Source organism: Pseudomonas sp. 22515, assembly GCF_052044625.1.
In the GTDB taxonomy this organism is placed as follows: Bacteria; Pseudomonadota; Gammaproteobacteria; order Pseudomonadales; family Pseudomonadaceae; genus Aquipseudomonas; species Aquipseudomonas alloputida.
The window spans coordinates 1-23,986 of the sequence record NZ_JBQENN010000016.1; the positions used below are offsets into that span (position 1 = coordinate 1).

General features: G+C 63.4%; 26 protein-coding genes. 3 read left to right on the forward strand and 23 right to left on the reverse strand.

Annotation, left to right across the window (positions count from 1 at the left end; translation table 11 throughout):
• Positions 1-172: 172 nt before the first annotated feature.
• From ACTJJN_RS16055 to ccmA, 10 genes are read right to left on the reverse strand one after another with little or no spacing between them, the layout of a single operon-like run.
• Entirely contained in the window at positions 173-589 is a 417-nt protein-coding gene (locus tag ACTJJN_RS16055; RefSeq protein WP_017148176.1) for a hypothetical protein, read from the reverse strand.
• Between the two features lie 12 nt (positions 590-601).
• Positions 602-1,798 (reverse strand): c-type cytochrome biogenesis protein CcmI, encoded by a 1,197-nt coding sequence (ccmI, locus tag ACTJJN_RS16060; protein ID WP_003254375.1) that lies wholly within the window; start codon positions 1,796-1,798, stop codon positions 602-604.
• Complete coding sequence (locus ACTJJN_RS16065; protein WP_012051656.1) at positions 1,791-2,267, reverse strand: cytochrome c-type biogenesis protein; 477 nt, start codon at positions 2,265-2,267, stop codon at positions 1,791-1,793. The genes ccmI and ACTJJN_RS16065 overlap by 8 nt, the downstream gene beginning before the upstream one ends.
• Positions 2,264-2,800 carry a DsbE family thiol:disulfide interchange protein gene (locus tag ACTJJN_RS16070; RefSeq protein ID WP_003254377.1) on the reverse strand — a complete coding sequence of 179 codons (537 nt, stop codon included), beginning with the start codon at positions 2,798-2,800 and terminating at the stop codon, positions 2,264-2,266. The genes ACTJJN_RS16065 and ACTJJN_RS16070 overlap by 4 nt, the downstream gene beginning before the upstream one ends.
• Complete coding sequence (locus ACTJJN_RS16075; protein WP_012051655.1) at positions 2,797-4,785, reverse strand: heme lyase CcmF/NrfE family subunit; 1,989 nt, start codon at positions 4,783-4,785, stop codon at positions 2,797-2,799. Before ACTJJN_RS16075 ends, ACTJJN_RS16070 begins: the two co-directional genes overlap by 4 nt.
• A complete protein-coding gene (gene ccmE, locus ACTJJN_RS16080) occupies positions 4,782-5,237 on the reverse strand; it encodes a cytochrome c maturation protein CcmE (protein ID WP_003254379.1) in 456 nt (151 codons plus the stop codon). Before ccmE ends, ACTJJN_RS16075 begins: the two co-directional genes overlap by 4 nt.
• Complete coding sequence (ccmD, locus tag ACTJJN_RS16085; RefSeq protein WP_003254380.1) at positions 5,234-5,410, reverse strand: heme exporter protein CcmD; 177 nt, start codon at positions 5,408-5,410, stop codon at positions 5,234-5,236. Before ccmD ends, ccmE begins: the two co-directional genes overlap by 4 nt.
• The gene (locus ACTJJN_RS16090; protein WP_012051654.1) at positions 5,407-6,174 is read right to left on the reverse strand and encodes a heme ABC transporter permease; all 768 of its coding nucleotides are present in this window, start codon (positions 6,172-6,174) and stop codon (positions 5,407-5,409) included. Before ACTJJN_RS16090 ends, ccmD begins: the two co-directional genes overlap by 4 nt.
• Positions 6,175-6,220: 46 nt before the next feature.
• The gene (gene ccmB, locus ACTJJN_RS16095) at positions 6,221-6,889 is read right to left on the reverse strand and encodes a heme exporter protein CcmB (RefSeq protein ID WP_012051653.1); all 669 of its coding nucleotides are present in this window, start codon (positions 6,887-6,889) and stop codon (positions 6,221-6,223) included.
• Positions 6,886-7,518 (reverse strand): cytochrome c biogenesis heme-transporting ATPase CcmA, encoded by a 633-nt coding sequence (gene ccmA, locus ACTJJN_RS16100; protein ID WP_003254385.1) that lies wholly within the window; start codon positions 7,516-7,518, stop codon positions 6,886-6,888. Before ccmA ends, ccmB begins: the two co-directional genes overlap by 4 nt.
• Positions 7,519-7,723: 205 nt before the next feature.
• Here ccmA and fliK point away from each other — a divergent pair, with 205 nt between their 5' ends.
• The 3 genes from fliK to ACTJJN_RS16115 all read left to right on the forward strand — a co-directional run bounded on the left by fliK (position 7,724) and on the right by ACTJJN_RS16115 (position 12,394).
• On the forward strand, positions 7,724-9,280 hold the full coding sequence (fliK, locus tag ACTJJN_RS16105) for a flagellar hook-length control protein FliK (RefSeq protein WP_014755797.1): 1,557 nt from the start codon (positions 7,724-7,726) through the stop codon (positions 9,278-9,280).
• Complete coding sequence (locus ACTJJN_RS16110) at positions 9,277-9,615, forward strand: EscU/YscU/HrcU family type III secretion system export apparatus switch protein (protein ID WP_014755796.1); 339 nt, start codon at positions 9,277-9,279, stop codon at positions 9,613-9,615. Before fliK ends, ACTJJN_RS16110 begins: the two co-directional genes overlap by 4 nt.
• 67 nt (positions 9,616-9,682) lie before the next feature.
• Positions 9,683-12,394, forward strand: a complete 2,712-nt coding sequence (locus ACTJJN_RS16115; RefSeq protein ID WP_017148174.1) for a dermonecrotic toxin domain-containing protein — start codon at positions 9,683-9,685, stop codon at positions 12,392-12,394.
• Between the two features lie 107 nt (positions 12,395-12,501).
• On the opposite strand, the gene ACTJJN_RS16120 is transcribed toward ACTJJN_RS16115, so the two are convergent.
• The 13 genes from ACTJJN_RS16120 to ACTJJN_RS16180 form a co-directional block, all read right to left on the reverse strand.
• Positions 12,502-12,897, reverse strand: coding sequence for a DUF2802 domain-containing protein (locus ACTJJN_RS16120; RefSeq protein ID WP_012051649.1), 396 nt, complete (start codon positions 12,895-12,897; stop codon positions 12,502-12,504).
• Between the two features lies 1 nt (position 12,898).
• Positions 12,899-13,378 carry a chemotaxis protein CheW gene (locus tag ACTJJN_RS16125; RefSeq protein ID WP_003254393.1) on the reverse strand — a complete coding sequence of 160 codons (480 nt, stop codon included), beginning with the start codon at positions 13,376-13,378 and terminating at the stop codon, positions 12,899-12,901.
• Positions 13,379-13,419: 41 nt separating this feature from the next.
• Positions 13,420-14,316 (reverse strand): CheW domain-containing protein, encoded by an 897-nt coding sequence (locus ACTJJN_RS16130; protein ID WP_088513373.1) that lies wholly within the window; start codon positions 14,314-14,316, stop codon positions 13,420-13,422.
• Positions 14,316-15,104, reverse strand: a complete 789-nt coding sequence (locus ACTJJN_RS16135) for a ParA family protein (protein WP_010955064.1) — start codon at positions 15,102-15,104, stop codon at positions 14,316-14,318. The genes ACTJJN_RS16130 and ACTJJN_RS16135 overlap by 1 nt, the downstream gene beginning before the upstream one ends.
• A gap of 184 nt (positions 15,105-15,288) precedes the next feature.
• Positions 15,289-16,146: a flagellar motor protein MotD gene (motD, locus tag ACTJJN_RS16140; RefSeq protein WP_440781419.1), complete on the reverse strand. Its 858-nt coding sequence runs from the start codon at positions 16,144-16,146 to the stop codon at positions 15,289-15,291.
• 3 nt (positions 16,147-16,149) lie between these two features.
• Complete coding sequence (locus tag ACTJJN_RS16145; protein WP_003254399.1) at positions 16,150-16,890, reverse strand: flagellar motor protein; 741 nt, start codon at positions 16,888-16,890, stop codon at positions 16,150-16,152.
• The gene (locus tag ACTJJN_RS16150; protein ID WP_324737058.1) at positions 16,890-18,002 is read right to left on the reverse strand and encodes a protein-glutamate methylesterase/protein-glutamine glutaminase; all 1,113 of its coding nucleotides are present in this window, start codon (positions 18,000-18,002) and stop codon (positions 16,890-16,892) included. The genes ACTJJN_RS16145 and ACTJJN_RS16150 overlap by 1 nt, the downstream gene beginning before the upstream one ends.
• A 46-nt stretch (positions 18,003-18,048) precedes the next feature.
• The gene (locus ACTJJN_RS16155) at positions 18,049-20,292 is read right to left on the reverse strand and encodes a chemotaxis protein CheA (protein ID WP_012051646.1); all 2,244 of its coding nucleotides are present in this window, start codon (positions 20,290-20,292) and stop codon (positions 18,049-18,051) included.
• 12 nt (positions 20,293-20,304) lie between these two features.
• Positions 20,305-21,093 carry a protein phosphatase CheZ gene (locus tag ACTJJN_RS16160; protein WP_003254403.1) on the reverse strand — a complete coding sequence of 263 codons (789 nt, stop codon included), beginning with the start codon at positions 21,091-21,093 and terminating at the stop codon, positions 20,305-20,307.
• A gap of 22 nt (positions 21,094-21,115) precedes the next feature.
• The gene (locus tag ACTJJN_RS16165; protein ID WP_010955070.1) at positions 21,116-21,490 is read right to left on the reverse strand and encodes a chemotaxis response regulator CheY; all 375 of its coding nucleotides are present in this window, start codon (positions 21,488-21,490) and stop codon (positions 21,116-21,118) included.
• A 107-nt stretch (positions 21,491-21,597) separates the two neighbouring features.
• On the reverse strand, positions 21,598-22,338 hold the full coding sequence (gene fliA, locus ACTJJN_RS16170) for an RNA polymerase sigma factor FliA (RefSeq protein WP_003254406.1): 741 nt from the start codon (positions 22,336-22,338) through the stop codon (positions 21,598-21,600).
• Entirely contained in the window at positions 22,335-23,168 is an 834-nt protein-coding gene (fleN, locus tag ACTJJN_RS16175) for a flagellar synthesis regulator FleN (protein ID WP_003254408.1), read from the reverse strand. Before fleN ends, fliA begins: the two co-directional genes overlap by 4 nt.
• Positions 23,169-23,261: 93 nt before the next feature.
• The coding region (locus tag ACTJJN_RS16180) for a flagellar biosynthesis protein FlhF (RefSeq protein WP_440781420.1) at positions 23,262-23,986 on the reverse strand (725 nt) is incomplete at its 5' end.

The following is a 23,986-nucleotide window of genomic DNA, read 5'->3' on the forward strand; positions in this document are numbered from 1 at the left end:
GAGTACGCGCTGCAGGCCCCATCCATGGGGCCTCAGCGCTTGACGGGCATCCATGCCCGTCACCTCCCTTCGCAAGCCCTCCGCTCGGCCTCCTGAAGTCGCAATCTGCGTCGCCTGAACTATCGCGCGCTTACAAGCAAAAGCAGAAACAGAAACAGAAACAGAAACAGCGTTACTGTGCGAACGCGCGCCCTAACCCACCGGGTACACCACTGCTGTCAGTTTCCTGCCAAGGCCCATTCGGGCTCAACGACCAACTCCAGCCGTTATCAAACCGATAGTACGTACGCTGCCGGTAGAAGGTATTGGGCTGTTTCTCCAACACATATACACCCAGCTTGGGATCCCAGTGGCTTGCCCCGCCAGGCGGTGGCGCAAAGCTGGCCGAGGTACGCGGCATGGGCTTGGGTATCGCCGCCGGCTTGCTCGGCGAAGTGGAAGGCTGCCTGCCCGGCAAGGGCTTGACCACCGGCCCCGACGGCGGCACACGCTCGATCGGTGGCGCGGGCTGCTCGTACGGCTCATGCACCGTACACGCAGACAAACCCAGGGCCAAGGTAATCAGGGTCAGGCGGACGGTGCTGTGCATGGCATTGCTCTCTTACTGGTCTGGAGTGTCGATGGTCAGGCGCTGGGTAGCCTGGGTGGCGCTAGACAACGGCGCCCCCTGGCCAATCCACTCACCCTGGGTAGGCTGACCCGCGCGTGAAACACGTGCAACCAGTTGGACTTCGGCATACTGCGACAGTTTCATCTGCGGCATCATCGCATCAGCATCAGACAACTCCACCTCGATCGGCAACTGCGCCACGGTCACCCGCTTGGCCGCCAGCGGCATCGGCGGGCCATTGCTGGCGCGAGCGAAGATAAACACCGTGTCGTCCGGCTGAACCTTGTCCTTCAAGGCAGCCGCCAGTTCCACCCGCACTTTCAGGCGAGCCGCCACAGGTGCAGGCTCGGTAGCCTGCACTGGCGCGCCACCCAGGCGCTCGGCGGCACGGTCGATCCCCCCCTGCAACGCCGCTCGCGATGCATCACCTTCTGGCAACTGCGCCAGCAAGCGTTTCCAGTAGTCGATGGCTTCCTGATAGCGCTCGCCTTCAAACGCGGCAATACCGCGCAGGCCCAGGCTGGTCACCTCGTTGGGGTCCGCCTTCAGCGCTTCGTCAGTCAGCGCCTGCAATTGCGGGCTCCACTGCTTGTTGGCGGCAAAGTACTGGGCCTGGGCCCACTGCCCCAGCAGCTCGGGCTGGCGGCCAGCCAGGGCCACGGCCCGTTCAAACGTACGCGCGGCATCGGCGGGGCGCTGCTCGGCCATGTAGGCCCGGCCAAGGAAATACATGGCCTCGGCCGAATCCGGCTGGGCCTGCACCACGCGTTCAAGGCGCGTGGTCATTTCTTCCATCGACTTGGGAGCCTCGGCAAACTCCTGGGTCAGCGCCACCTTGTCGGCCGCCCCAAAATGCAGGTACAGCCCCAGCGCCATCAGCGGTACCAGTACCGCAGCCAGCAGCGGCAGGGCCTTGCCCAAATGCCCCTGGCGCGGGGCCTCGGCGCCTTCGGTATCGGCCAGCAGCTCGCGGGCAGCCTCGTCCCGGCCCTTGGCCATCTGCGCCTCATCGAGCACACCGGCGGCTTGTTGGGCCGCCAGCTCGGCGACACGTTCCTGGTAAAGGGCCACGTTCAAGGCCGTGCGGTCTTCTTCCTGCTGGCGACGGCGGCCACGCAGGATCGGGAGCAGCAAAAAGCTGAGGGCAGCGAGCAGCAGAAGGCCCGCGCTAAGCCAGAATTCAATCATGGGTCTGTTCTTTTTCCAGCAGTTTGGCGAGACGCTCGCGTTCTTCGGCAGACAACTCATCGACGCCCTGCACGGCCGTAGCACGGCGCCGGCGTACGATCACCGCCAGCACCACGAAGCCACCGGCCAGCAAGATCCCCGGGCCAAACCACAGCAGCCAGGTACGCCCGCTGAGCGCCGGCTTGTAGCGCACGAAGTCGCCATAGCGGTCGACCATGAAATCGATGATCTGCTGGTTGCTCTGGCCTTCGCCAAGCATGCGGAAGATTTCTCGGCGCAGGTCGGCAGCAATCGGCGCGTTGGAGTCGGCAATATCCTGGTTCTGGCACTTGGGGCAGCGCAGTTCCTTGGTCAACTGTTGGTAACGCTCGCGCTCTGCCTCGTCGCGAAACTGGTAGGTGTCGATAGCCGCCTTGGCCACACCGGCCAGGCTCATGCCCAGCACCGCAGCTGCCAGCCAACGCCTCATGGCTTGGCCTCATCAATCAGGCCCTGGTACAACGGCGCCAGCTGTTCACGCCAGACCGTGGCATCGACGATGCCGACGTGCTTGTAGCGGATGATGCCCTTGGCATCAATCAGGAAGGTTTCCGGCGCCCCATACACCCCAAGGTCCAGGCCCAGGCTGCCCTGTTCGTCACGAATATCCAGCTGATAGGGGTTGTGGAACTCGGCCAACCACTTCTGCGCGGCGGCGTTGTCATCCTTGTAGTTGACCCCATGGATCACCACCCCCTGCTGTGCCAGCTGGTTCAGGTACGGGTGCTCGACCTTGCACGACGGGCACCAGGTGGCCCACACGTTGACCAGTGCCGGGCGCCCCTGCAAGTCGGCCTGAGTCAGGGTGCGGTCCCCCTGTGTCGACGCCAGGGAAAACACCGGGAACGGTTTGCCGATCATTGCCGATGGCAGCTCGTCGGGCTTGAGGAAAAGCCCCTTGTAGAGGAAGACCGCCACCAGCAGGAACACTGCAAGGGGCACTACCATGATCCAACGCTTCATGCAGCTGCTCCAGACACGCCCAGGACATCACGCACCCGGGTCTTGACCTTGACGCGGTAGCGCCGGTCGAGGGCCGCCAGCAACCCGCCCAGGCCGGTCAGCAGACCGCCCAGCCAGATCCAGCGGACGTAAGGCTTAATATGTATGCGCACAGCCCAGGCGCCATTCTCCAGTGGCTCGCCAAGCGCGACGTACAGGTCGCGGGTAAAGCCGGCGTCGATGCCCGCTTCGGTCATCATCGACTGTTGCACGGTGTACAGGCGCTTCTCCGGGTACAGTGTGGTCACTTCACGGCCATCGCGGCTGATCACGATGGTGCCCTTGTCAGAGATGAAGTTCGGCCCCTCGAAGTGCTTGGCGCCCTGGAACAGGAAGTGATAGCCACCCAGCTCCACGCTTTCGCCCGGCGCCATGCGCAGGTCGCGCTCGGCGCTGTTGTTGCTGGACAGCACCACGCCCAGCGCGCACACCGCCAGGCCCAGGTGCGCCAGTTGCATGCCCCAGTAGCTGCGGCCCAGGCCCGGCAGGCCTTTGACCAGGCCCTTGTGGCGGGTCTTGTCGAAAATGTCACGCAGCCCGCCAAGCACTACCCAGGCGGCCAGGGCGAAGGCCGTCAGCGTCGGCCAGTCGAAGTCGTCGACGATAAAGCCGGCAACCGGGGCAAGGATGGCACTGCCGATCAATACCGGGGTCATCATGCTGACCAGCCATTTGCCCGGGGTGTCCTTCCAGCGCACCACCACGCCCACGCTCAGCACCACCATCAGCAGCGCCATCAGTGGCAGGAACAAGGCGTCGAAATAGGGCGGGCCGACCGACAGCTTGGCCCCGGTCAGGGCATCGAGCACCAATGGGTACAGGGTACCAAGCAGAATCATCGAAGCCGCGACCACCAGCACCAGGTTGTTGGCCAGCAGCAGCGTTTCACGCGACCACAGGGCGAAACCGACCTGGCTCTTGACCACCGGTGCGCGCAGGGCGAACAGGGTGAGCGACCCGCCGACCACGAACAGCAGGAAAAACAGGATGAAAATACCCCGCGACGGGTCGGCGGCAAACGCGTGCACCGAGGTCAGCACCCCGGAACGCACCAGGAAGGTACCCAGCAGGCTCAGGGAGAATGCGGCAATTGCCAGCAGCACCGTCCAGCTCTTGAACACCCCGCGTTTCTCGGTCACCGCCAGCGAGTGGATCAGTGCGGTGCCCACCAGCCAAGGCATGAACGAGGCGTTTTCCACCGGGTCCCAGAACCACCAGCCACCCCAGCCCAGTTCGTAGTAGGCCCACCACGACCCCAAGGTGATGCCAACACCCAGGAAAGCCCAGGCGACGATGGTCCACGGCCGCGACCAGCGCGCCCAGGCAGCGTCCAGCCGGCCGCCGAGCAAGGCGGCAATGGCGAACGCGAAGGCCACCGAGAAGCCCACATAGCCCATGTAGAGCATGGGTGGGTGAACGATCAGGCCAAAGTCCTGCAGCAGCGGGTTGAGGTCACGGCCATCGGTCGGCACCTGCGGCAGCAGGCGCTGGAACGGGTTGGAAGTAATGATCAGGAAGCTCAGGAAGCCCACGCTGATCATGCCCATTACCGCCAGCACGCGGGCCAGCATCACCTGCGGCAACTGCCGGGAGAACACCGACACGGCAAAGGTCCAGCCGCCGAGGATCAGCGCCCAAAGCAGCAACGAACCCTCATGGGCGCCCCACACCGCACTGAACTTGTAGTACCAGGGCAAGGCGCTGTTGGAGTTGCTGGCCACATAGGCGACCGAGAAATTGTCTGTCATGAAGGCATGGGTCAGGCAGGCAAAGGCAAACGCCAGGAAGGCGAACTGCCCCCACGCTGCCGGCCGCGCCAGGCTCATCCACAGGCTGTCGCCACGCCACGCGCCAAGCAACGGCACACTGGCCTGTACGACGGCAAAGCAGATGGCCAGAATCATCGCCAACTGGCCCAGTTCGGGGACTACCAGTGCTGCGTTCATGGCTTCGTCTCTCCGCCGGCAGCGGCCTGGCCGCTTTCCTTCAGGGCCTTGGTGACTTCGGGCGGCATGTATTTCTCGTCGTGCTTGGCCAGCACTTCATCGGCTACCACCACACCGTCGGCATTGAGCTTGCCAAGGGCGACGATGCCCTGCCCTTCGCGGAACAGGTCGGGGAGGATGCCGCGGTAGGTGATGGGTACCGACTTGTTGAAGTCGGTTACCACGAAACGCACGTCCAGCGAGTCGGCCGAACGCTGCACCGAGCCTTTCTCCACCATGCCGCCGGCGCGGATGCGCGTGTCCAGCGGGGCTTCGCCGTTGGCGATCTGGGTCGGTGTATAGAACAGGTTGATGTTCTGCTGCAATGCGCTCAAGGCAAAGCCGACGGCAACCCCGACGCCGACCAGCAGGCCGACGATGAGCAACAGGCGTTTCTTGCGCTGCGGATTCACTGGTTGTTCTCCCGGCGCAAACGGCGCGCCTCTTCTTGCAAATAGCGACGACGAGCCAGCAGTGGCGCACCGACATTCAGCGCCAGCACCGCCAGGCAGATGCCATAGGCCGACCACACGTACAGGCCATGGTGGCCCATGGCGAGAAAGTCACCGAAGGTGGCAAAGCTCATTGTGTGGCCCTCCGCCCCAGGCTGTTCAATACTTCGTCCCTGACCCAACTGGCGCGTGCTTCGCGCTTGAGCACTTCAAGGCGCATGCGCAGCAGCAGTACGGCGCCGAAGAAACAGTAGAAACCCAGCGCCGTGCACAACAGCGGCAGCCACATTTCGGCCGGCATCGCCGGCTTTTCGGTAAGGGTGAAGGTGGCGCCCTGGTGCAGGGTGTTCCACCACTCCACTGAATACTTGATGATCGGGATATTCACCACACCGACAATCGCAAGCACCGCACAGGCCTTGGCTGCACTGTCACGATTACTGATCGCCTGGCCCAGCGCAATAATGCCGAAGTACAGGAACAGCAGGATGAGCATGGACGTAAGGCGGGCATCCCACACCCACCAGCTGCCCCAGGTCGGTTTGCCCCAGATGGCGCCGGTAACCAGCGCCACGGCGGTCATCCAGGCGCCAATGGGCGCGGCACATTGCAGGGCAACGTCGGCCAGTTTCATCTTCCACACCAGCCCCACCACCCCGGCCACCGCCAGTAGCACATAGCAGGACTGCGCCAGCATCGCCGCCGGCACGTGGATATAGATGATGCGGAAGCTGTTGCCTTGCTGGTAGTCCTGGGGGGCGAAGGCCAGGCCCCAGGTGATGCCGACCAGCAGCAGGAGCACGGCAGCACCGGCCAGCCACGGCAGCATGCGGCCGCTGATGGCATAGAACCATTTCGGGGAGCCCAGCTTGTGGAACCACGTCCAGCTTATTTTCATCAGGGTACATCCAGGGTATTTGCCGGGCTTGAGAGCCCGGGACTCGTTATTCGCCGACGCTGATCTTCAGGCCGGCCGCTATCGCAAAGGGTGCCAGGGTAACGGCCAGGGCCGTCAGGCTGGCGAGCCAGAGCAGATGGCCGGTTGCCGGCATATTTTGCAACGCCGCTTGCAACGCACCACTGCCCAGGATCAATACAGGGATATACAACGGCAGAATCAGCAACGCCAGTAACAAACCTCCGCGTTTAAGGCCGACTGTCAGTGCCGCACCTACCGCGCCCAGCAAGCTCAATACCGGCGTCCCCAGCAGCAGCGAACCGAGTAGCACCGGCAGGCAATGGCTAGGCAGCCCCAGCATCAGTGCCAGCAGTGGCGCCAACAATACCAGCGCCAGCCCGGAAAAGATCCAGTGCGCCAGCACCTTGGCCAGCACCAGCAACGCCAGTGGGTGCGGCGACAGCACCCATTGCTCCAGCGAGCCGTCTTCGAAATCGCTGCGGAACAGGCCGTCCAGCGACAACAACACGGCCAGCAACGCCGCCACCCAGACCAGGCCCGGCGACAAGGTTTGCAACAATTGGCTCTCTGGGCCGACCGCCAGCGGGAACATGGCCACGACAATGGCGAAGAACACCAACGGGTTGGCCAGTTCGGCCGGGCGACGGAACAGCAGGCGCGCTTCGCGGCGCAGTAACAAAATGAATACGCTCATGCAGCCCATTGCCCCAGGTTCAGTTCTCGGTAACCGGAGGGCTTGCGTTCCAGTGTGTGGTGAGTCGTCAGCACCACCGTGCCGCCCTGCTCGCAGTGGGCTGCCAGGTGCGCTTCAAGCTGCGCCACGCCTTGCTTGTCCAGCGCGGTGAACGGCTCGTCAAGAATCCATAGCGGCGGGCAAGCCAGGTGCAGCCGGGCCAGCGCCACGCGGCGCTGCTGGCCGGCCGACAGGGTATGGCAGGGGACGTCTTCGAAACCGCGCAGGCCGACAGCCTCCAGCGCCGCCCAGATCGCCTCGCGGCTGGCCGGCTGGTGCAAGGCGCACAGCCAGGTGAGATTTTCCTCGGCGGTGAGCAAGTCCTTGATGCCGGCGGCGTGGCCAATCCACAGCAGGGCGCTGGCCAGGGCATGACGCTGTTCTGCCAGTGGCTTGCCACCCAGCAGAATCTGCCCGGCCGTCGGCTGCATCAGCCCGGCCAACAGGCGCAACAGGCTGGTCTTGCCACTGCCGTTGGGGCCACTGATCTGCAGCATGTCACCGGCGCCCAGCTCGAAATCGAGCTGTTCGAACAGCAGGCGCCAGTCGCGCTCGCAGGCCAGGCCTGCGGCTTGGAGGTGAAGGGTCACGGTTTCGCCTTATCTTCAGTAGGGCTTTGGAGCGGCGTCGCCTGTTTCGCGGGNTTCACCCGCGAAGCAGCCAACATCGCTCCAGAACCCTTGTGTCTCAAGTCGCCCCGCGCGCTGCCGTTATACTGGCAACCACGGGCGCTCGGCATTATTACACGCGCCGCCGCGCTGCCAAGAGGCCGGGCTCGACAGGTTGTATACAATCATGACTGAAATCAATAGTCTCGGCGCACAAACCGCGATCAACAGCCAAGCCATGAAGGCGGGCACGACCGGCGAACTGCTGCGCCTTATCCAGGCGCAGCCCGGGCTGCTGGCCCCCGGCGAAACCGCGCAAGCCGAGGTTTTATCGTTGCGCCAGACGGGCCAGGACTTTCAGCTGGTGCTAAGGCTGATGCAGGCCAACGGCGTGCAGACCCAACTGCAGGCCAACGCCAGCCAGCCGCTGCCCCAAGGCAGCCAGATCACCGTCAGCCAGACCGAAAGCAATCGCCTGGCGATCATGTTGCAACAGGTCAGCGCCAGCCAGGTCGCCACCCTCACCCAGCTGGACACCAGCAAGGTGCCGGTCGGCACCTTGCTGCAAGGCAAGGTCCTGACCAACCAGCCGCTGGCCCAGGCACCCGGCCAACCGGCCGTGTACCGGGCGCTGGTCAGCTTGCTCAACAGCACCCAGGCCGGTGCCACGCTGAGCATCGACAGCCCGCGCCCGCTGGCCATTGGCAGCCTGCTCAGCGCCCTGGTGCAGGGTGATCAGTCATTGCGCTTCGTGCCGCTCAGCGGCAGGCAGGACCAACTCAGCATTGCCCAACAGCTGCTGACACAGCAAAACCGTCAAGCCTCGCTGCCCGGCCTGCTCAACGCCCTGCAACAGCTCACCCGCGACCCAGGCGTCGATGGCGAGCTGCGCGCCAGCGCCGAACGCCTGCTGGCCGGCCTGCCGGACGCCCGACAACTGGGCGACGCCAAGGCAGTGGCCCAGGCCTTGAACAACAGCGGCAGCTTTCTCGAAGCGAAGCTGCTGAGTGGGTCAACCGCCAGCGTCGACACCGACCTCAAAGCGCATTTACTGCGGCTGATGGCACAGGCCCCTGCCGTCCCGGCAGGGGCCACCACTCTGAGCCCCGCCAGCCTGGCCCTGACCATGCCGATACTGGCGCGCAGCGCACTGGGCATGCTCGAGCGGGTCAGCCCCAAGCCGCAGCCGGGCGCGTTCCCATTACCGTCGCGCCTGCTCAAGGCCCTGGAAGAGGAAGGCGACCTGCAACAGCTGCTGCGCCTGGCTGCCGCTGCCATTTCACGTTTGCAGAGCCACGCCATGAGCAGCCTGCAACAAACCGGCACGCTGGAAAACGGCAACCTGCAGACCACCTGGCAAACCGAAGTGCCGATCCGCCACGGCCAGGACTTCATCCCGCTGCAAGTCAAACTGCAGCGCGAAGAAACCCCACAACAACAGGCCGACCGCCAACATGAAGCCCAAAACCCTCGGCAAGCCCTGTGGCGCATCGAGCTGGCCTTCGACTTGTCCCCACTCGGCCCCCTGCAAGTGCAGGCGCAACTGAGCGAGGGCCGCCTGAGCGGGCAGCTATGGGCAGAGCGCGAGCAGACCGCGCGGTTGATCGACGCCCAGCTTGGCGCGCTGCGCGCGCGCCTGGTGGCCCGAGGCCTGGAAGTCGGCGACCTGGAGTGCCACCCGGGCATCCCGCCGCAGGGGCCACGCACACGGATGGAACAACGCTGGGTGGACGAAACCGCATGAACGATACGACACCACGCCAAGCCATAGCGCTGAACTACGACGGCCATCAGGCACCGACCCTCACCGCCAAGGGCGACGAGGACCTGGCCGAGGCCATCCTTGCGCTCGCCCGCGAACACGAAGTGCCGATCTACGAAAACGCCGAGCTGGTGCGCCTGCTGGCGCGGCTGGAGCTGGGCGATCAAATACCCGAAGCGCTGTACCTGACCATTGCCGAAATCATCGCCTTCGCCTGGCAACTGCGCGGCAAGGTACCCGCCGGCTTCGATGATCCGCGCCCGACAGAACGCGATATCACCCCACCATTGCCCCCGCTGCCCGGCACTGGCAAGTAACTATCTACCACCCCCTCCCCCACCATGCGCCCAACCTTGTCGGCCTCCCACGTACAAGGTGACCGTCATGATCGACAGCAGAATCAACGCCAAGGGCGTGCAGTTCGTAGTAGACCATCTGGCCAACATCCCACGCCCGGACCGCGAAGCCAATCGCTTGATCCGGCAGTGGCTTGCCGGGCAAGGTGTGCATATCGACCCCGATCGCGTCGATGTGGTCACCCTGCACTACCGGCCGGATGACCAAGGGTATGTGGCAGCGATCCAGCAGACCCAGAGCATGACCCAGGCGCTGCTGGGCAACTGGCAAGGGGAGTCCGATAACAACCTCATCGGCGCGCTGTTCGCCAACCCTTGGGCAGGCACCTTCCCCCAAGGGCCGTTGAAGCTGGTCGATCGCCTGCCAGCGCTGGGCTTTGGCCATCAGGGCGCCGCCTTCGAAGTGTACAACGGCCTGTTCCAGCGATCGTCCCCCGCCCGTTACGATGCCTCGACCCACGTTCAGGTACCGGCTGAAGCTTTCCAGCGGTTCATAGAAGCGCTGGACTTTCACCAGCCATTCAAAGCCATGCTCGACGCTTACTGGCAGGAGCATCAGGACAGTCACCGCCTGGCAAGCAAGCTCAATTTCATCGCCGCCTGCAACGCCCAGGTCAGCCAGGGGCGCCTGAGTGATGCCGCCAGGGAGCTGGCATGGCAAGCCGCCGGCATGATGCCGCAGCGCTTCAAGATACGGGTGAGCACGCTGAGCATCTATGGCTATGCGGCCACCGACCTGCTGTACATCAATGCCCCCCACAGCGATCTGACCCTGCTGTACATGCCAGGTAACAGCTCGCCCTTGCTCGAATTCGCCAGCGAGAACCTGCTCAAGGACTGGGTGGGCGATCAGTGCAAGGACCCCGCCCGACGCGAGGCACTCAAACAACACTTCAGGCTCGCCGACCGCCCTCAGGGCCTCGATTTCAGCGGCCTGGACACCGCGCTCGAGGGCCTTGGCGACTATCCGGACCGGCACCGGTTGCCACCTGAACATGGTTATTTCAACGATGATGGCGTCTGGCCCCCCAGAACCTACGTGAACTACAAACCTGGCAAGTACAACCCCAAACTGACCGGGGATATGTTCGCAGCCCTGACCGAGCGCCAGCGCCAGCGCAGCTACGACGATGCCGATTTTGTCATCACCACCGATAGCCAGGTTACCAAAGCCAAATGGCGAGGCTACCTCACCAATACGCTCAACCTGCTAGCGCCACTGTGCCTGGTGGTGCCGGGGCTGGCGCCACTGCTGGCGCTCGGTGGCATTGCCCAGTTGGGCCTGGGCCTGGATCAGGTGATCAACGGCCACAGCCTGAAAGCCAAACAGGACGGGGTGGGCGACATCGCCTGGGGGCTGTTCAACGCCGTACCGCTGGCAACGGAGGGCACAGCAGGCATCAAGGCCCTGTTCGAGTTCAAAAGCGATGGTTTTGTCATGCCGCGCGAGGTCAACGGGCAGCTCGGCTATCCGCTAAGCCCGACCAGTCCACCACGGCTTCCCGAGCCAGAAGGCGCAGAGTACTTCCACCACCACGAGCCGATTACACCGCTTGACGAAGGCGACCCGGCTGTTGCCGGCGCGGTGATACGCTTGCCACACTACGATGGCGAACTGGACGACCTGGAATGCAGCATCGAAACCTACAATGCACGCGTGGTCTATGACCTGGAGCACGACGCATTCATCATCAAGGAAACCGTCAACGAGGTCGAGCCGCAAGCCTACATCGCAGTGCCTGGCAGCCGTGACCTTGTGGCGCTCGACAGGCAGCGCCCAGTCACCGACGCCATGCGCACCCGCACCTTGCGCGCGCTGGGTGTCGACCTGCCACTGCCCGTCACCATTCCGACACCGGCCCCGGACAGCGCCCCCATCCCCAAACTTATCTCCAGCCTCTGGGTCGGCGACAAAGTCATAAGCGAGCCATTGCTGGCCAACCTTGCCGCCAACGCCGCGCGCCTGAGCGACAGTGAATACAGCATGCGCCTGTTTCTGTCGAAGGCTTCGCCTACCGCCTACGAACAGAACGCAAGGCTATTGGCAGCCCGGGCGCCAGGGCTGCAGGTATTGCCGCTTGAAGAGCAAGGCTTCTTCCGGGCCTTCCGCCAGAGCCGCTATTACCCGCAGTACGAGGCAGCGCTGGATGGCAACGGTGGCATCGCCACCAATTACGCGTCTGCGACCGATGTGCTGCGCTACCGGATGCTGCACCATGAGGGTGGGCTGTACATGGACGTGGACGACTTCCTGCTGCCGGACGGCAAGGGCGAAACGATCGATCAGGTCGAGCTGCGCACCCCACCCGATGGGCTGCTGCTGCCACCGCCGATGTCCAACGAGAAGATGAGCATGAATTGCCTGTACAACACCAGCCTCATTGGTAGCCACCCAGGCAACCCACTGCTGGATGCGATCTCCGATGAAATGCTCGCACGTTTCCAGACCCATGCAGACTTCTACGAAAGCCGACCGAGCCTGGAACAGGACCCGAGCGGTTTCTATCGCTATGCCAACACGCTCAGCTATCTCACCGGGCCGGCGCTGCTCACTGAAGTGGTCGATCGCCATCTACCCGGGTTGCGGACCCTGCGCCAGATCATCAACCTGCACACCATGCCACGTGTCAACACCTATCCATTCATCAACCCTTCGCAAGCCAATACAGCCCTGAAGCAACTGCTGCCCCTGAACCGGTTCGCCGGCGTGGGCGGCAATCACTCCTGGGTTCGCAACTGAAATGAACAGCGGTTACTGAACGGGCCTGGCGACACCTTTCAAATCGAGCGACGCATGGGCGCCGCTCGATTTCCCAGGCGACGCACCTGCTGCCGAGGGTACCCCCGTCAAGGAGCCCGATACACCTTGCTCATCAACTCCGCCTCGGCCTGGGTCAGGCCGCAGCTCTGGGTCAACTCATCGATACTCGCCCCCATCCCCACCAGCTTGGCCGCCTGGCTAAAGGTAACGTTGCTGGGGTCGCGCTGCTCCAGGCGCTCCAGCCGGTCTGGCAGGGTAGCCACCGTCGCACGCAGCTCATGGATGGCCTCACCCATGCGCACCGTGCCGTTCTGGTAGTCATCCAGACGCTTGGCCAAGTCCTTGATGCGCTGGTCACGCAGCGCATCGCCCTCGGCCTGCTGCGCAGCCAGCTCGCGCTGGCGCTTGCTGTAGTTGAGGAAAAACCACAGGCTCAGCGCCCAGGCCAGCGCCAGGAAGATGACAGCAACCTCTAGGATCAACTCAGATGTTCTCCAGCTCGGACCACTCTTCCTCGGTCATCATCTTGTCCAGTTCGACCAGGATCAGCAGTTCGCCATTCTTGTTGCACACGCCCTGAATGAACTTGGCCGACTCTTCGTTACCCACGTTCGGCGCAGTCTCGATTTCGGACTGGCGCAGGTAAACCACTTCGGCCACGCTGTCGACCAGAATGCCGACCACTTGCTTGTCGGCTTCGATGATGACGATACGGGTGTTGTCGGTCACTTCGGTCGGCATCAGGCCAAAACGCTGACGCGTGTCGATCACCGTCACCACGTTACCGCGCAAGTTGATGATGCCCAGCACGTAGCTCGGCGCACCCGGCACCGGGGCAATCTCGGTGTAGCGCAGTACTTCCTGCACCTGCATCACATTGATGCCGTAGGACTCGTTGTCCAGACGGAAGGTAACCCACTGCAGGATCGGATCTTCGGAACCTTGTGCAGACGACTTTTTCATTCCCCTACCCTCAAAATCCGCCGTTGGCGGTATGTTCTGTGTCATTTCTGTTTGGCGTGCATCTGCTTGACCGCACCGCTGGCGATCAGCTCGGCCAGTGCGGCGACGTCGAGCAGTGCGCACATGTGTTCGATTACGGTGCCGGCCAGCCAGGGGCGCTGGCCACGCTGGCTGCGCCACTTGATCTCCGACGGGTCCAGGCGCAGCGAGCGGCTGACCTGATGCACCGCCAGCCCCCATTCGTAGCCCTGTACCGAAATCACGTATTGCAGGCCCTGGCGAAAATCATCGCGGTAGCGGTCGGGCATTACCCAACGCGCAGTGTCCAGCACCTTCAGGTTGCCGGCCTGGCAGGTCAGGATGCCGAGGAACCAGTCGGGCTGGCCGAACAGTGGCGTCAGCTCCTGGCCAGCCAGGGTGTAGATCGAGCCCAGGCACACCAACGGCACCGCCAGGGTCAGGCCGGCAACGTCGAACAGCAGGCATTCGAACGGCTCGGCCGCCCACACCGGACGACCGTCGACAGTGGCCGGGGGTACGGGCAGGTTGGGTGCCGGCAGATGCACATCGACCAGCGGCACAGCCGGTTCCACGGTTTGTTCTTCGACCAGTACCGGGATGCTGGCTTCGGCCACGACCTCCTGATCGACCACCGTCACCACCGGGGCTTCCACCGGCATCACGCTGGGCAGTACCGCCAGACGGGGTTCGGCGAACGGCCGCGGGGCAAAGCTGGCGGCGGCGGCTTCGGCGGGCTCAGGCCGGGCTGGCTGACGGGCATCGCGTGCCTGCTCCTCGCGCATCGCCTCGGCGAACTCATCCGCCACTGCCGGCTGCTCGCTCAGGTCTTCGGCCTCGGTGGCCTCCTGCAGCAGGCCGTCCAGGTACGATTGCAGGGCCATCTGGGGCCGGGTGCTGGTTTGCCGGGTTTGAGTCATCAGGCCACCTGCACTGCGTTCTTGTAGGTGAGCAGGTGCTTGAGCAGCGCCCGGTAGGCGATCAACCCACGGCTCTTGCTGTCGAACTGCGAAGGCGTAACACCCTTGCGACTGGCATCGCGCAGGCGCGTATCCACCGGAATGTAGCCCTGCCATACATGCTGCCCGTAGGTGTCACGCAGCAGCTTGAGGGTGCCCAGCGACGCCTGGGTACGACGGTCGAACAGGGTCGGTACGATCTGGTACGGCAGCGCCTGCTTGCGCGAACGGTTGACCATGGCCAAGGTGCCGACCATGCGCTCCAGGCCCTTCACGGCGAGGAACTCGGTTTGTACCGGGATCACAAGCTGCTGGCTGGCGGCCAGGGCATTGACCATCAGCACCCCCAGCAAGGGTGGGCTGTCGATCAGGGCATAGTCGAAATCCTGCCACAGCTGCGCCAGACTCTTGGCGATTACCAGCCCCAGGCCATTCTGCCCTGGCGACTGGCGCTCCAGCACCGCCAGGGCGGTACTCGACGGCAGCAGCGAAATGCGCTCATCGCTGGTGGGCAGCAGCAGTTGCCCGGGCAAGCCTTCGGGCACCGTGCCCTTGTGCAGGAACAGGTCGTAGCAGCTGTGTTCCAGGGCATCCGGGTTGTGCCCGAAGTAGCTGGTCATCGAGCCGTGCGGGTCGAGGTCGACGACGACCACGCGCTTGCCGGCCTCGGCCAGCAGGCCGGCCAGGGCAATGGTAGTGGTGGTCTTGCCGACACCACCTTTTTGATTGGCTACTGCCCAGACTCTCATCAAGCAAACTCTATCTATTGATTTGGCAGGGACACTGCCTTGCTCAAAATTCGAAAGCTCGCGCAATCAATGTAGGAGCGGGTTTACCCGCGAACACCGGTGCAACCGGTGCCATACACCGCGTCGCCCGGCTCGCGGGTAAACCCGCGCCTGCAGGGGACAGCGGCGACGGGGAATTGACGTATCACTGCCCCGCCACTGTTGCTCGTGTTGCCGGTGCACTTTGTGTGCCAGCCCGGCGCAATGCGGCATCCGGTGTGGCATTGGCGCTGCCCGAGCCTGTCAGGCTGCGGCGCACTTCCAGATTACGGGAAATCACCAGCACCACCCGGCGGTTGCGTGCGCGCCCTTCGGCGGTATCGTTGCTGGCCACCGGCTGGTACTCGCCGTAGCCCACCGAAGCCATGCGTGCCGGGTTGACGCCCTCCATGGCCAGCAGGCGCACGATGCTGGCCGCGCGCGCCGAGGACAACTCCCAGTTGGTGGGGTACTGAGCGGTGCGGATCGGCAGGTTGTCGGTGAAGCCTTCGACGTGCACCGGGTTGGCGAACGGCTTGAGGATGTTGGCCACCTTCTCGATGATCGCAAACGCCTTGTCACTGGGCATCGCGTCACCACTGCCAAACAGCAGCGACGAGTTGAGCTCGATCTCGATCCACAGCTCGTTGCCGCGCACGGTCATCTGGTCGCTGTTGATCAGGTCGCCGAAGGCATCGCGCACGTCATCGCTGATGGTTTTCAACGGGTCGACATTGGTCGCCGCCAGGCCCGCTTCGGTCTGCTCGCTGTCTTTGACCAGCGGTTCGGCCGGGCGCACGCTCAGCGGCTGCTCATCGCCAATCGGGATCGGCTTCATGCTGCGCTCGGGGTCGTTGAATACCCCAAGCAAGGCCTGGGAAATAACCTTGTACTTACCCTCGTTGATCGAGGAAATGGAATACATCACCACGAAGAAGGCGAACAGCAACGTGATGAAGTCGGCGTACGACACCAGCCAGCGCTCGTGGTTTTCGTGTTCCTCGGTATGACGACGGCGACGCATGGGTTACTCCATGAAGCCTTGCAGCTTCAGCTCGATCGAGCGCGGGTTTTCACCTTCGGCAATCGACAGCAGGCCTTCGAGCAGCATTTCACGGTAGCGCGACTGGCGCATGACGATGGCCTTGAGCTTGCTGGCGACCGGCAATAGCACAAGGTTGGCACTGGCCACACCGTAAATGGTGGCGACAAAGGCCACGGCAATGCCATTGCCCAGTTGCGACGGGTCGGCCAGATTGCCCATCACATGGATAAGGCCCATGACCGCCCCGATGATGCCGATGGTCGGCGCATAGCCGCCCATGCTTTCGAATACCTTGGCTGCCTGGATGTCACGGCCTTCCTGGGTAAGGAAGTCGACCTCAAGGATGCTGCGGATTGCTTCCGGCTCGGCACCGTCCACCAGCAGTTGCAGGCCCTTGCGCGCATAGGGGTCGGGCTCGCTGTCCGCTACCCCTTCCAGGCCCAGCAGGCCTTCTTTGCGAGCGGTCAGGCTCCAGTTCACCACTCGGTCGATGCCGCCCGCCAGATCGACCCGCGGTGGAAACAGGATCCAACGCAAAATCTGCAAGGCACGCTTGAACGACGACAGCGGCGACTGCAACAACGCCGCCGCCAGGGTGCCTCCCAGCACGATCAGAGCCGCCGGGCCATTGACCAGAGCACCGACATGACCGCCTTCAAGGAAGTTGCCACCGACGATGGCAACGAAAGCCAGGATCAGACCGATCAGGCTAAGGACGTCCATCAGACGCACGCCTCCACCAGGTGCTTGCCGATTTCGTCAAGGCTGTACACGGCATCCGCCAGGTTGGCCTTGACGATGGCCATGGGCATGCCATAAATCACGCAGCTGGCTTCATCCTGGGCCCACACCGTGCTGCCCCCCTGCTTGAGCAGGCGCGCGCCCTCGCGGCCATCGGCGCCCATGCCGGTGAGCACCACCGACAACACCTTGTCGCCGTACGACTTGGCCGCCGACCCGAAGGTGATGTCCACGCACGGTTTGTAGTTCAGGCGCTCGTCGCCGGGCAGGATCTTCACCGTGCCACGGCCATCGATCATCATCTGCTTGCCACCGGGGGCCAGCAGGGCCAGGCCCGGGCGCAGCATGTCGCCGTCTTCGGCTTCCTTGACGCTGATGCGGCACAGCTTGTCCAGGCGTTCGGCAAACGCTTTGGTGAACGCCGCCGGCATGTGCTGGATCAACACGATCGGCGCCGGGAAATTGGCCGGCAGCTGGGTCAGTACCCGCTGCAGCGCCACCGGCCCCCCCGTGGAGGTACCGATGGCCACCAGTTTGTAGGGTTTGCGCTTGGGTGCCGGCGACTGCGAGGCCGCCGGTGTCGGGGCCGCTGCACGGGCAGGCGCTGCCGGGCGCGTCTGCGCCTGGCTGGCGAAGGTGCTGGCCGGCGCTGGCGTGGCGACCGGCGCCGTTCTGGCATAGCTGCCGATCCTGCGGTTGCTGCGCGAAATGGTGTGCACCTTCTCGCACAGCAACTGCTTGACCTTGTCAGGGTTGCGCGAGATGTCCTCGAAGTTTTTCGGCAGGTAGTCCACTGCGCCGGCATCCAGCGCGTCAAGGGTGACGCGGGCGCCTTCATGGGTCAGCGACGAGAACATCAATACGGGCGTCGGGCAGCGCTGCATGATGTGCCGCACGGCGGTAATGCCATCCATCATGGGCATTTCGTAGTCCATGGTGATCACATCGGGCTTGAGCGCCAGCGCCTGGTCGATTGCTTCCTTGCCGTTGGTCGCGGTACCCACTACCTGGATCGTTGGATCCGCCGAGAGGATTTCCGAGACACGGCGGCGGAAGAAACCAGAATCATCCACCACCAGGACCTTGACTGCCATAAACACTCCATTAGGCGGCGCAACCCGCCAGGGCGCGCCACCGAAATCAAATACGCCGCGCGGCGTAACGCTTGAGCATGCTCGGGACGTCGAGAATCAACGCGATGCGACCGTCGCCGGTAATGGTGGCCCCGGACATGCCCGGGGTGCCTTGCAGCATCTTGCCCAGCGGCTTGATGACCACTTCTTCCTGGCCCACCAGTTGGTCAACGACAAAACCGATGCGCTGGGTGCCGACCGACAGAATCACCACGTGGCCCTCGTGCTGCTCTTCGTGCACCTGGCCCTGGACCAGCCAGCGCTTGAGGTAGAACAGCGGCAGCGCCTTGTCGCGCACGATCACCACTTCCTGGCCGTCCACCACGTTGGTGCGCGACAGGTCGAGGTGGAAGATCTCGTTGACGTTGACCAGCGGGAAGGCGAACGCCTGGTTGCCCAACATCACCATCAGGGTGGGCATGATCGCCAGGGTCAGCGGCACCTTGATGACGATCTTGGAGCCTTGGCCCTTGGCCGAGAAAATGTTGATCGAGCCGTTGAGCTGGGAGATCTTGGTTTTCACCACGTCCATGCCCACGCCACGCCCGGACACATCGGAAATCTCGGTCTTGGTCGAGAAACCAGGGGCGAAGATCAGGTTGTAGCAGTCCGACTCGCTCAGGCGCTCGGCGGCGTCCTTGTCCATCAGGCCCTTTTCCACGGCCTTGGCGCGCAGGATGTTCGGGTCCATGCCCTTGCCGTCGTCCGAAATCGACAGCAGGATGTGGTCGCCTTCCTGTTCGGCCGACAGCACTACGCGGCCGGTACGTGCCTTGCCAGACGTTTCACGCTCCTCGGGCATCTCGATACCGTGGTCGACCGCATTGCGCACCAAGTGCACCAACGGGTCGGCCAAGGCTTCTACGAGGTTCTTGTCAAGGTCGGTCTCTTCGCCGACCAGCTCCAGATTGATCTCTTTCTTCAACTGGCGCGCCAGGTCGCGGACCAGGCGCGGGAAGCGGCCGAAGACTTTCTTGATCGGCTGCATACGGGTTTTCATCACCGCGGTCTGCAGGTCGGCGGTGACCACGTCAAGGTTGGACACGGCCTTGGACATGGCCTCGTCGCCGCTGTTCAGGCCCAGGCGCACCAGGCGGTTACGCACCAGCACCAGTTCGCCGACCATGTTCATGATCTCGTCCAGGCGCGCGGTATCGACGCGTACCGTGGTTTCCGCTTCGCTGGCGGCATGCTTTTCGGCGGCCGGGGCCGGCGCGCGAGGCGCCGCGGCAGGTTTGCTGGCCGGCGAAGGCGCTGGCGCGGCAGCGGGCTTGGCCACCGGCGGGCTTTCGGCCTTGGCGGCAGCCGGCGCTTGCGCCTGGACAGCAGCCGGGGCCTCTACAGCGGCAACATCGCCACCGAACTTGCCCTTGCCGTGCAACTGGTCCAGCAGGGCTTCGAACTCGTGCTCGCTGATTTCATCGCTGGCGGCACTGTTGTCGGGTGCGGCAGGCGCTGGTGCCTGGGCGGCTGGCAAGGCGCCAGCCTGGAAGGTGCCCTTGCCATGCAGCTGGTCGAGCAGCGATTCGAATTCGGCGTCGGTGATCTCATCACTGACCGCTTCGCTGCTGACGGCCACCGGCGGCGCGGCAACCTCGGCATTGAACTGGCCCTTGCCGTGCAACTGGTCGAGCAGTGATTCGAACTCGGCGTCGGTGATTTCATCACCCGCACCGCTGACAGTCTCGCCCTGCATCTGCTCGTCGGCCGCCGCTTGCGCCTTGACCGCATCGAGCGAATCGAGCAACTGCTCGAATTCGCTGTCAGTGATGTCCTGGTGTTGCTCCTCGGCCTCGGCCGGCGCGGCAACCGACACGTCGGCAACCGGTGCCGGTGCAGGCGCTGCAACAGTTTCGGCTGCGCCAGGTTCGGCCAGGCGCGACAACGCTGCCAGCAGTGCAGGGGTGGCCGGTGTCACTTCGGCACGCTCGCGCACCTGGCCAAACATGCTGTTGACCGTATCCAGTGCCTCGAGCACCACATCCATCAGTTCCGCATCGACCCGGCGCTCACCTTTGCGCAGGACGTCGAACACGTTCTCGGCGATATGGCAGCACTCCACCAGCTCGTTCAGCTGGAGGAAGCCGGCGCCCCCTTTTACAGTGTGGAAACCGCGAAAGATCGCATTGAGCAGGTCGGCATCGTCAGGTCGGCTTTCCAGCTCGACCAGTTGCTCGGACAATTGCTCAAGTATTTCGCCGGCTTCTACCAGGAAATCCTGGAGGATTTCTTCATCGGCGCCGAAGCTCATCAAACGTGCTCCTTAAAAACCAAGGCTGGACAGCAGATCATCGACATCGTCCTGACCGGACACGACGTCTTCACGCTTATCGGCATGAATCTGCGGACCTTCACCCCGAGTCGGATGTTTTTCTCGATCTTTTTCTGCACGCAATTGATCGTGGTCATGTTTTATACCGGCAAAGCGGTCGACCTGGCTGGCCATCAGCACCAGCTTGAGCAGGTTGCTTTCCACCTCGGTCACCAGTGCGGTGACGCGCTTGATCACCTGGCCGGTCAGGTCCTGATAGTCCTGGGCCAGCAAAATGTCATTGAGGTGCCCGGAAACCTTGCGGTTACCCTCGGCGCTGTGCGTCAGGAAACTGTCGACGCGCTTGACCAGATCACGGAATTCCGGCGCAGCCACTTCGCGGCGCATAAAGCGCTGCCAGTCGGTGCTCAGGGCCTTGGCCTCGCTGGCCAGCTCATTGAGCACCGGTGTGCTTTCCTCGACCAGGTCCATGGTGCGGTTGGCCGCGCCCTCGGTCAGCTTGACCACATACGACAGGCGCTCGGTGGCGTCGGTAATTTGCGACACCTCTTCTGCCTGCGGCATGGTGGGGTCGATCTGGAAACTGACGATGGCACTGTGCAGCTCGCGAGTCAGCTTGCCGACTTCCTGGTACAGGCCGCGGTCGCGGGTCTGGTTCAGTTCGTGAATCAACTGCACCGCCTCGCCGAAACGGCCCCGCTCCAGGCTTTCGACCAACTCCTGAGCATGCTTCTTCAGGGTCGACTCGAACTCGCCCAAAGACGTTTGTGATGAATCCATGACGCGCCCCCCCTGACGTGACTCAGCCGTTGACGCGTTCGAAGATCTTCTCGATCTTCTCTTTGAGCACCTGAGCGGTGAACGGCTTGACCACGTAACCATTGACGCCGGCCTGTGCCGCTTCAATGATCTGGTCGCGCTTGGCTTCAGCGGTCACCATCAAGACCGGCATGCTTTTCAGCTTGTCGCTGGCACGCACTTTACGCAGCAGGTCGATGCCGGACATGCCCGGCATGTTCCAGTCGGTCACCAGGAAGTCGTAGTGACCGTTTTCCAGCATCGGCAACGCCGTGGTGCCGTCATCGGCTTCGTCGGTGTTGGTGAAACCCAGGTCACGCAACAGGTTCTTGATGATCCGCCGCATCGTCGAAAAGTCGTCAACGATGAGGATTTTCATGTTCTTGTCCAATTAGACCTCCAAGCAGTCTCAAACGCGCTCGGCCTACCGAGCACGCACTCATTCAATTCGGTACAACGTGGAAAACGACTGCAACGACAGTGGGCTCAACGCGCCCGCCATTCCCCCAGGCGGCTGCGCAGGCGCGCAGCACATTGGCTGTGCAACTGGCTGACCCGCGACTCGCTGACACCCAGCACCTCACCGATTTCCTTGAGGTTCAGCTCTTCGTCGTAGTACAGCGCCAGCACCAGGCGCTCACGCTCCGGCAGGTTGGCGATAGCCTCGGTCAGGGCAGCCTGGAAGCGCTCCTCCTCCAGGCCGCGCGCAGGTTCGACCTGGCCACTGGCGCCATCCTCATGCAGCCCTTCGTGCTCGCCGTCCTGCAACAGGTCGTCAAAGCTGAACAGGCGGCTGCCCAGGGTATCGTTCAAGATCCCGTAGTAATCATCGAGACTCAATTGGAGTTCGGCAGCAACTTCATGATCTTTAGCGTCACGGCCTGTTCTGGCCTCAACTGCACGCATGGCATCACTGACCATACGGGTGTTGCGGTGTACCGAACGCGGTGCCCAATCGCCTTTGCGCACTTCGTCCAGCATGGCCCCGCGGATGCGGATGCCGGCGTAGGTCTCAAAGCTGGCGCCCTTGCTGGCGTCGTATTTGTTGGCCACTTCCAGCAGGCCGATCATGCCGGCCTGGATCAGGTCCTCGACTTGCACATTGGCCGGCAACCGCGCCAACAGGTGGTACGCGATGCGCTTGACCAGCGGGGCGTAGCGTTCGATCAGCTCGTACTGGGCGTCCTTCGCCGCCCGGCTGTACATCTTGAAGCCACTGGCGTTCATAGTACGGGTCCCGCGCTGGTGGGTTGCACCAAGCGCTCGACAAAGAACTCCAGATGGCCGCGCGGATTGGCCGGCAGCGGCCAGCTGTCGACCTTCTGGGCAATCGCCTTGAAGGCCAGCGCGCACTTGGAGCGAGGGAAGGCTTCGTAGACGGCACGCTGCTTCTGCACCGCCTTGCGCACGCACTCGTCGTACGGCACGGCACCCACGTACTGCAGGGCAACGTCAAGGAAGCGGTCGGTGACCTTGGTCAGCTTGGCAAACAGGTTGCGCCCTTCCTGCGGGCTCTGCGCCATGTTGGCCAACACACGGAAACGGTTCATGCCATAGTCGCGATTGAGCAGCTTGATCAACGCGTAGGCGTCGGTAATCGAGGTAGGTTCATCACACACCACCAGCAGCACTTCTTGGGCGGCGCGAACGAAGCTGACCACCGAGTCACCGATACCCGCAGCGGTATCGATCACCAACACATCGAGGTTGTCGCCGATCTCGCTGAACGCCTGGATCAGCCCGGCATGCTGGGCCGGGGCCAGATGCACCATGCTCTGGGTGCCCGAGGCTGCCGGCACGATGCGCACACCGCCGGGGCCCTGCAGCATCACGTCACGCAGCTCGCAACGCCCTTCAATCACATCGGCGAGGGTACGTTTGGGGGTAAGGCCCAGCAACACGTCGACATTGGCCAGGCCCAGGTCGGCGTCCAGCAGCATGACCCTGCGGCCAAGCTCGGCCAGCGCCAGGGACAAGTTCACTGAAACGTTAGTCTTGCCGACGCCACCTTTGCCACCGGTCACGGCGATCACCTGTACGGGATGCATGCTACCCATGTCTGTTCTTTACCTTGTCTCGCTGGGACTCAGGCCACACGTAGGGCAATTCTGCGTGCCCCTTGGCATAGCGACTTTGCACACGCTTCATGGTCAACCCGCTCGCCGTGGGTTGTGATAGAGATCAGCGAACATGTCGGCCATGGCCTCTTCGCTGGGCTCGTCCTGCTGCTGCACATTCACCGCCCGCGTGACCAACTGGTGGCCCCGCGGCAGGTGCAGGTCGTCAGGAATGCGTGGGCCATCGGTAAGATAGGCCACTGGCAGTTCATGACTGATGGCAAGGCTCAACACATCGCCAAGGCTTGCCGTTTCATCGAGTTTGGTCAGGATGCAGCCGGCCAGGCCACAGCGCTTGTAGCTGTGGTAGGCGGCGGTCAGCACCTGCTTCTGGCTGGTGGTGGCCAGCACCAGGTAGTTCTTCGCGGCAATGCCACGCCCGGCCAAGGTTTCCAGTTGCATGCGCAGCGCAGGGTCGCTGGCTTGCAGGCCGGCAGTATCGATCAGCACCACGCGCTTGCGCAGCAGTGGCTCCAGCGCTGCTGCCAGCGACTGGCCCGGGTCGACGTAAGTCACCGGCACGTTGAGGATGCGGCCCAGGGTCTTGAGCTGCTCCTGGGCGCCGATACGGAAGCTGTCCATGCTCACCAGCGCCAGGTTCTGCGCGCCGTACTTGAGCACGTAGCGCGCGGCCAGCTTGGCCAGGGTGGTGGTCTTGCCCATGCCCGCCGGGCCGACCATGGCGATCACCCCGCCCTCTTCGATCGGCTCGATTTCAGGTACTTCGATCATCCGCGCCAAGTGAGCCAGCAGCATGC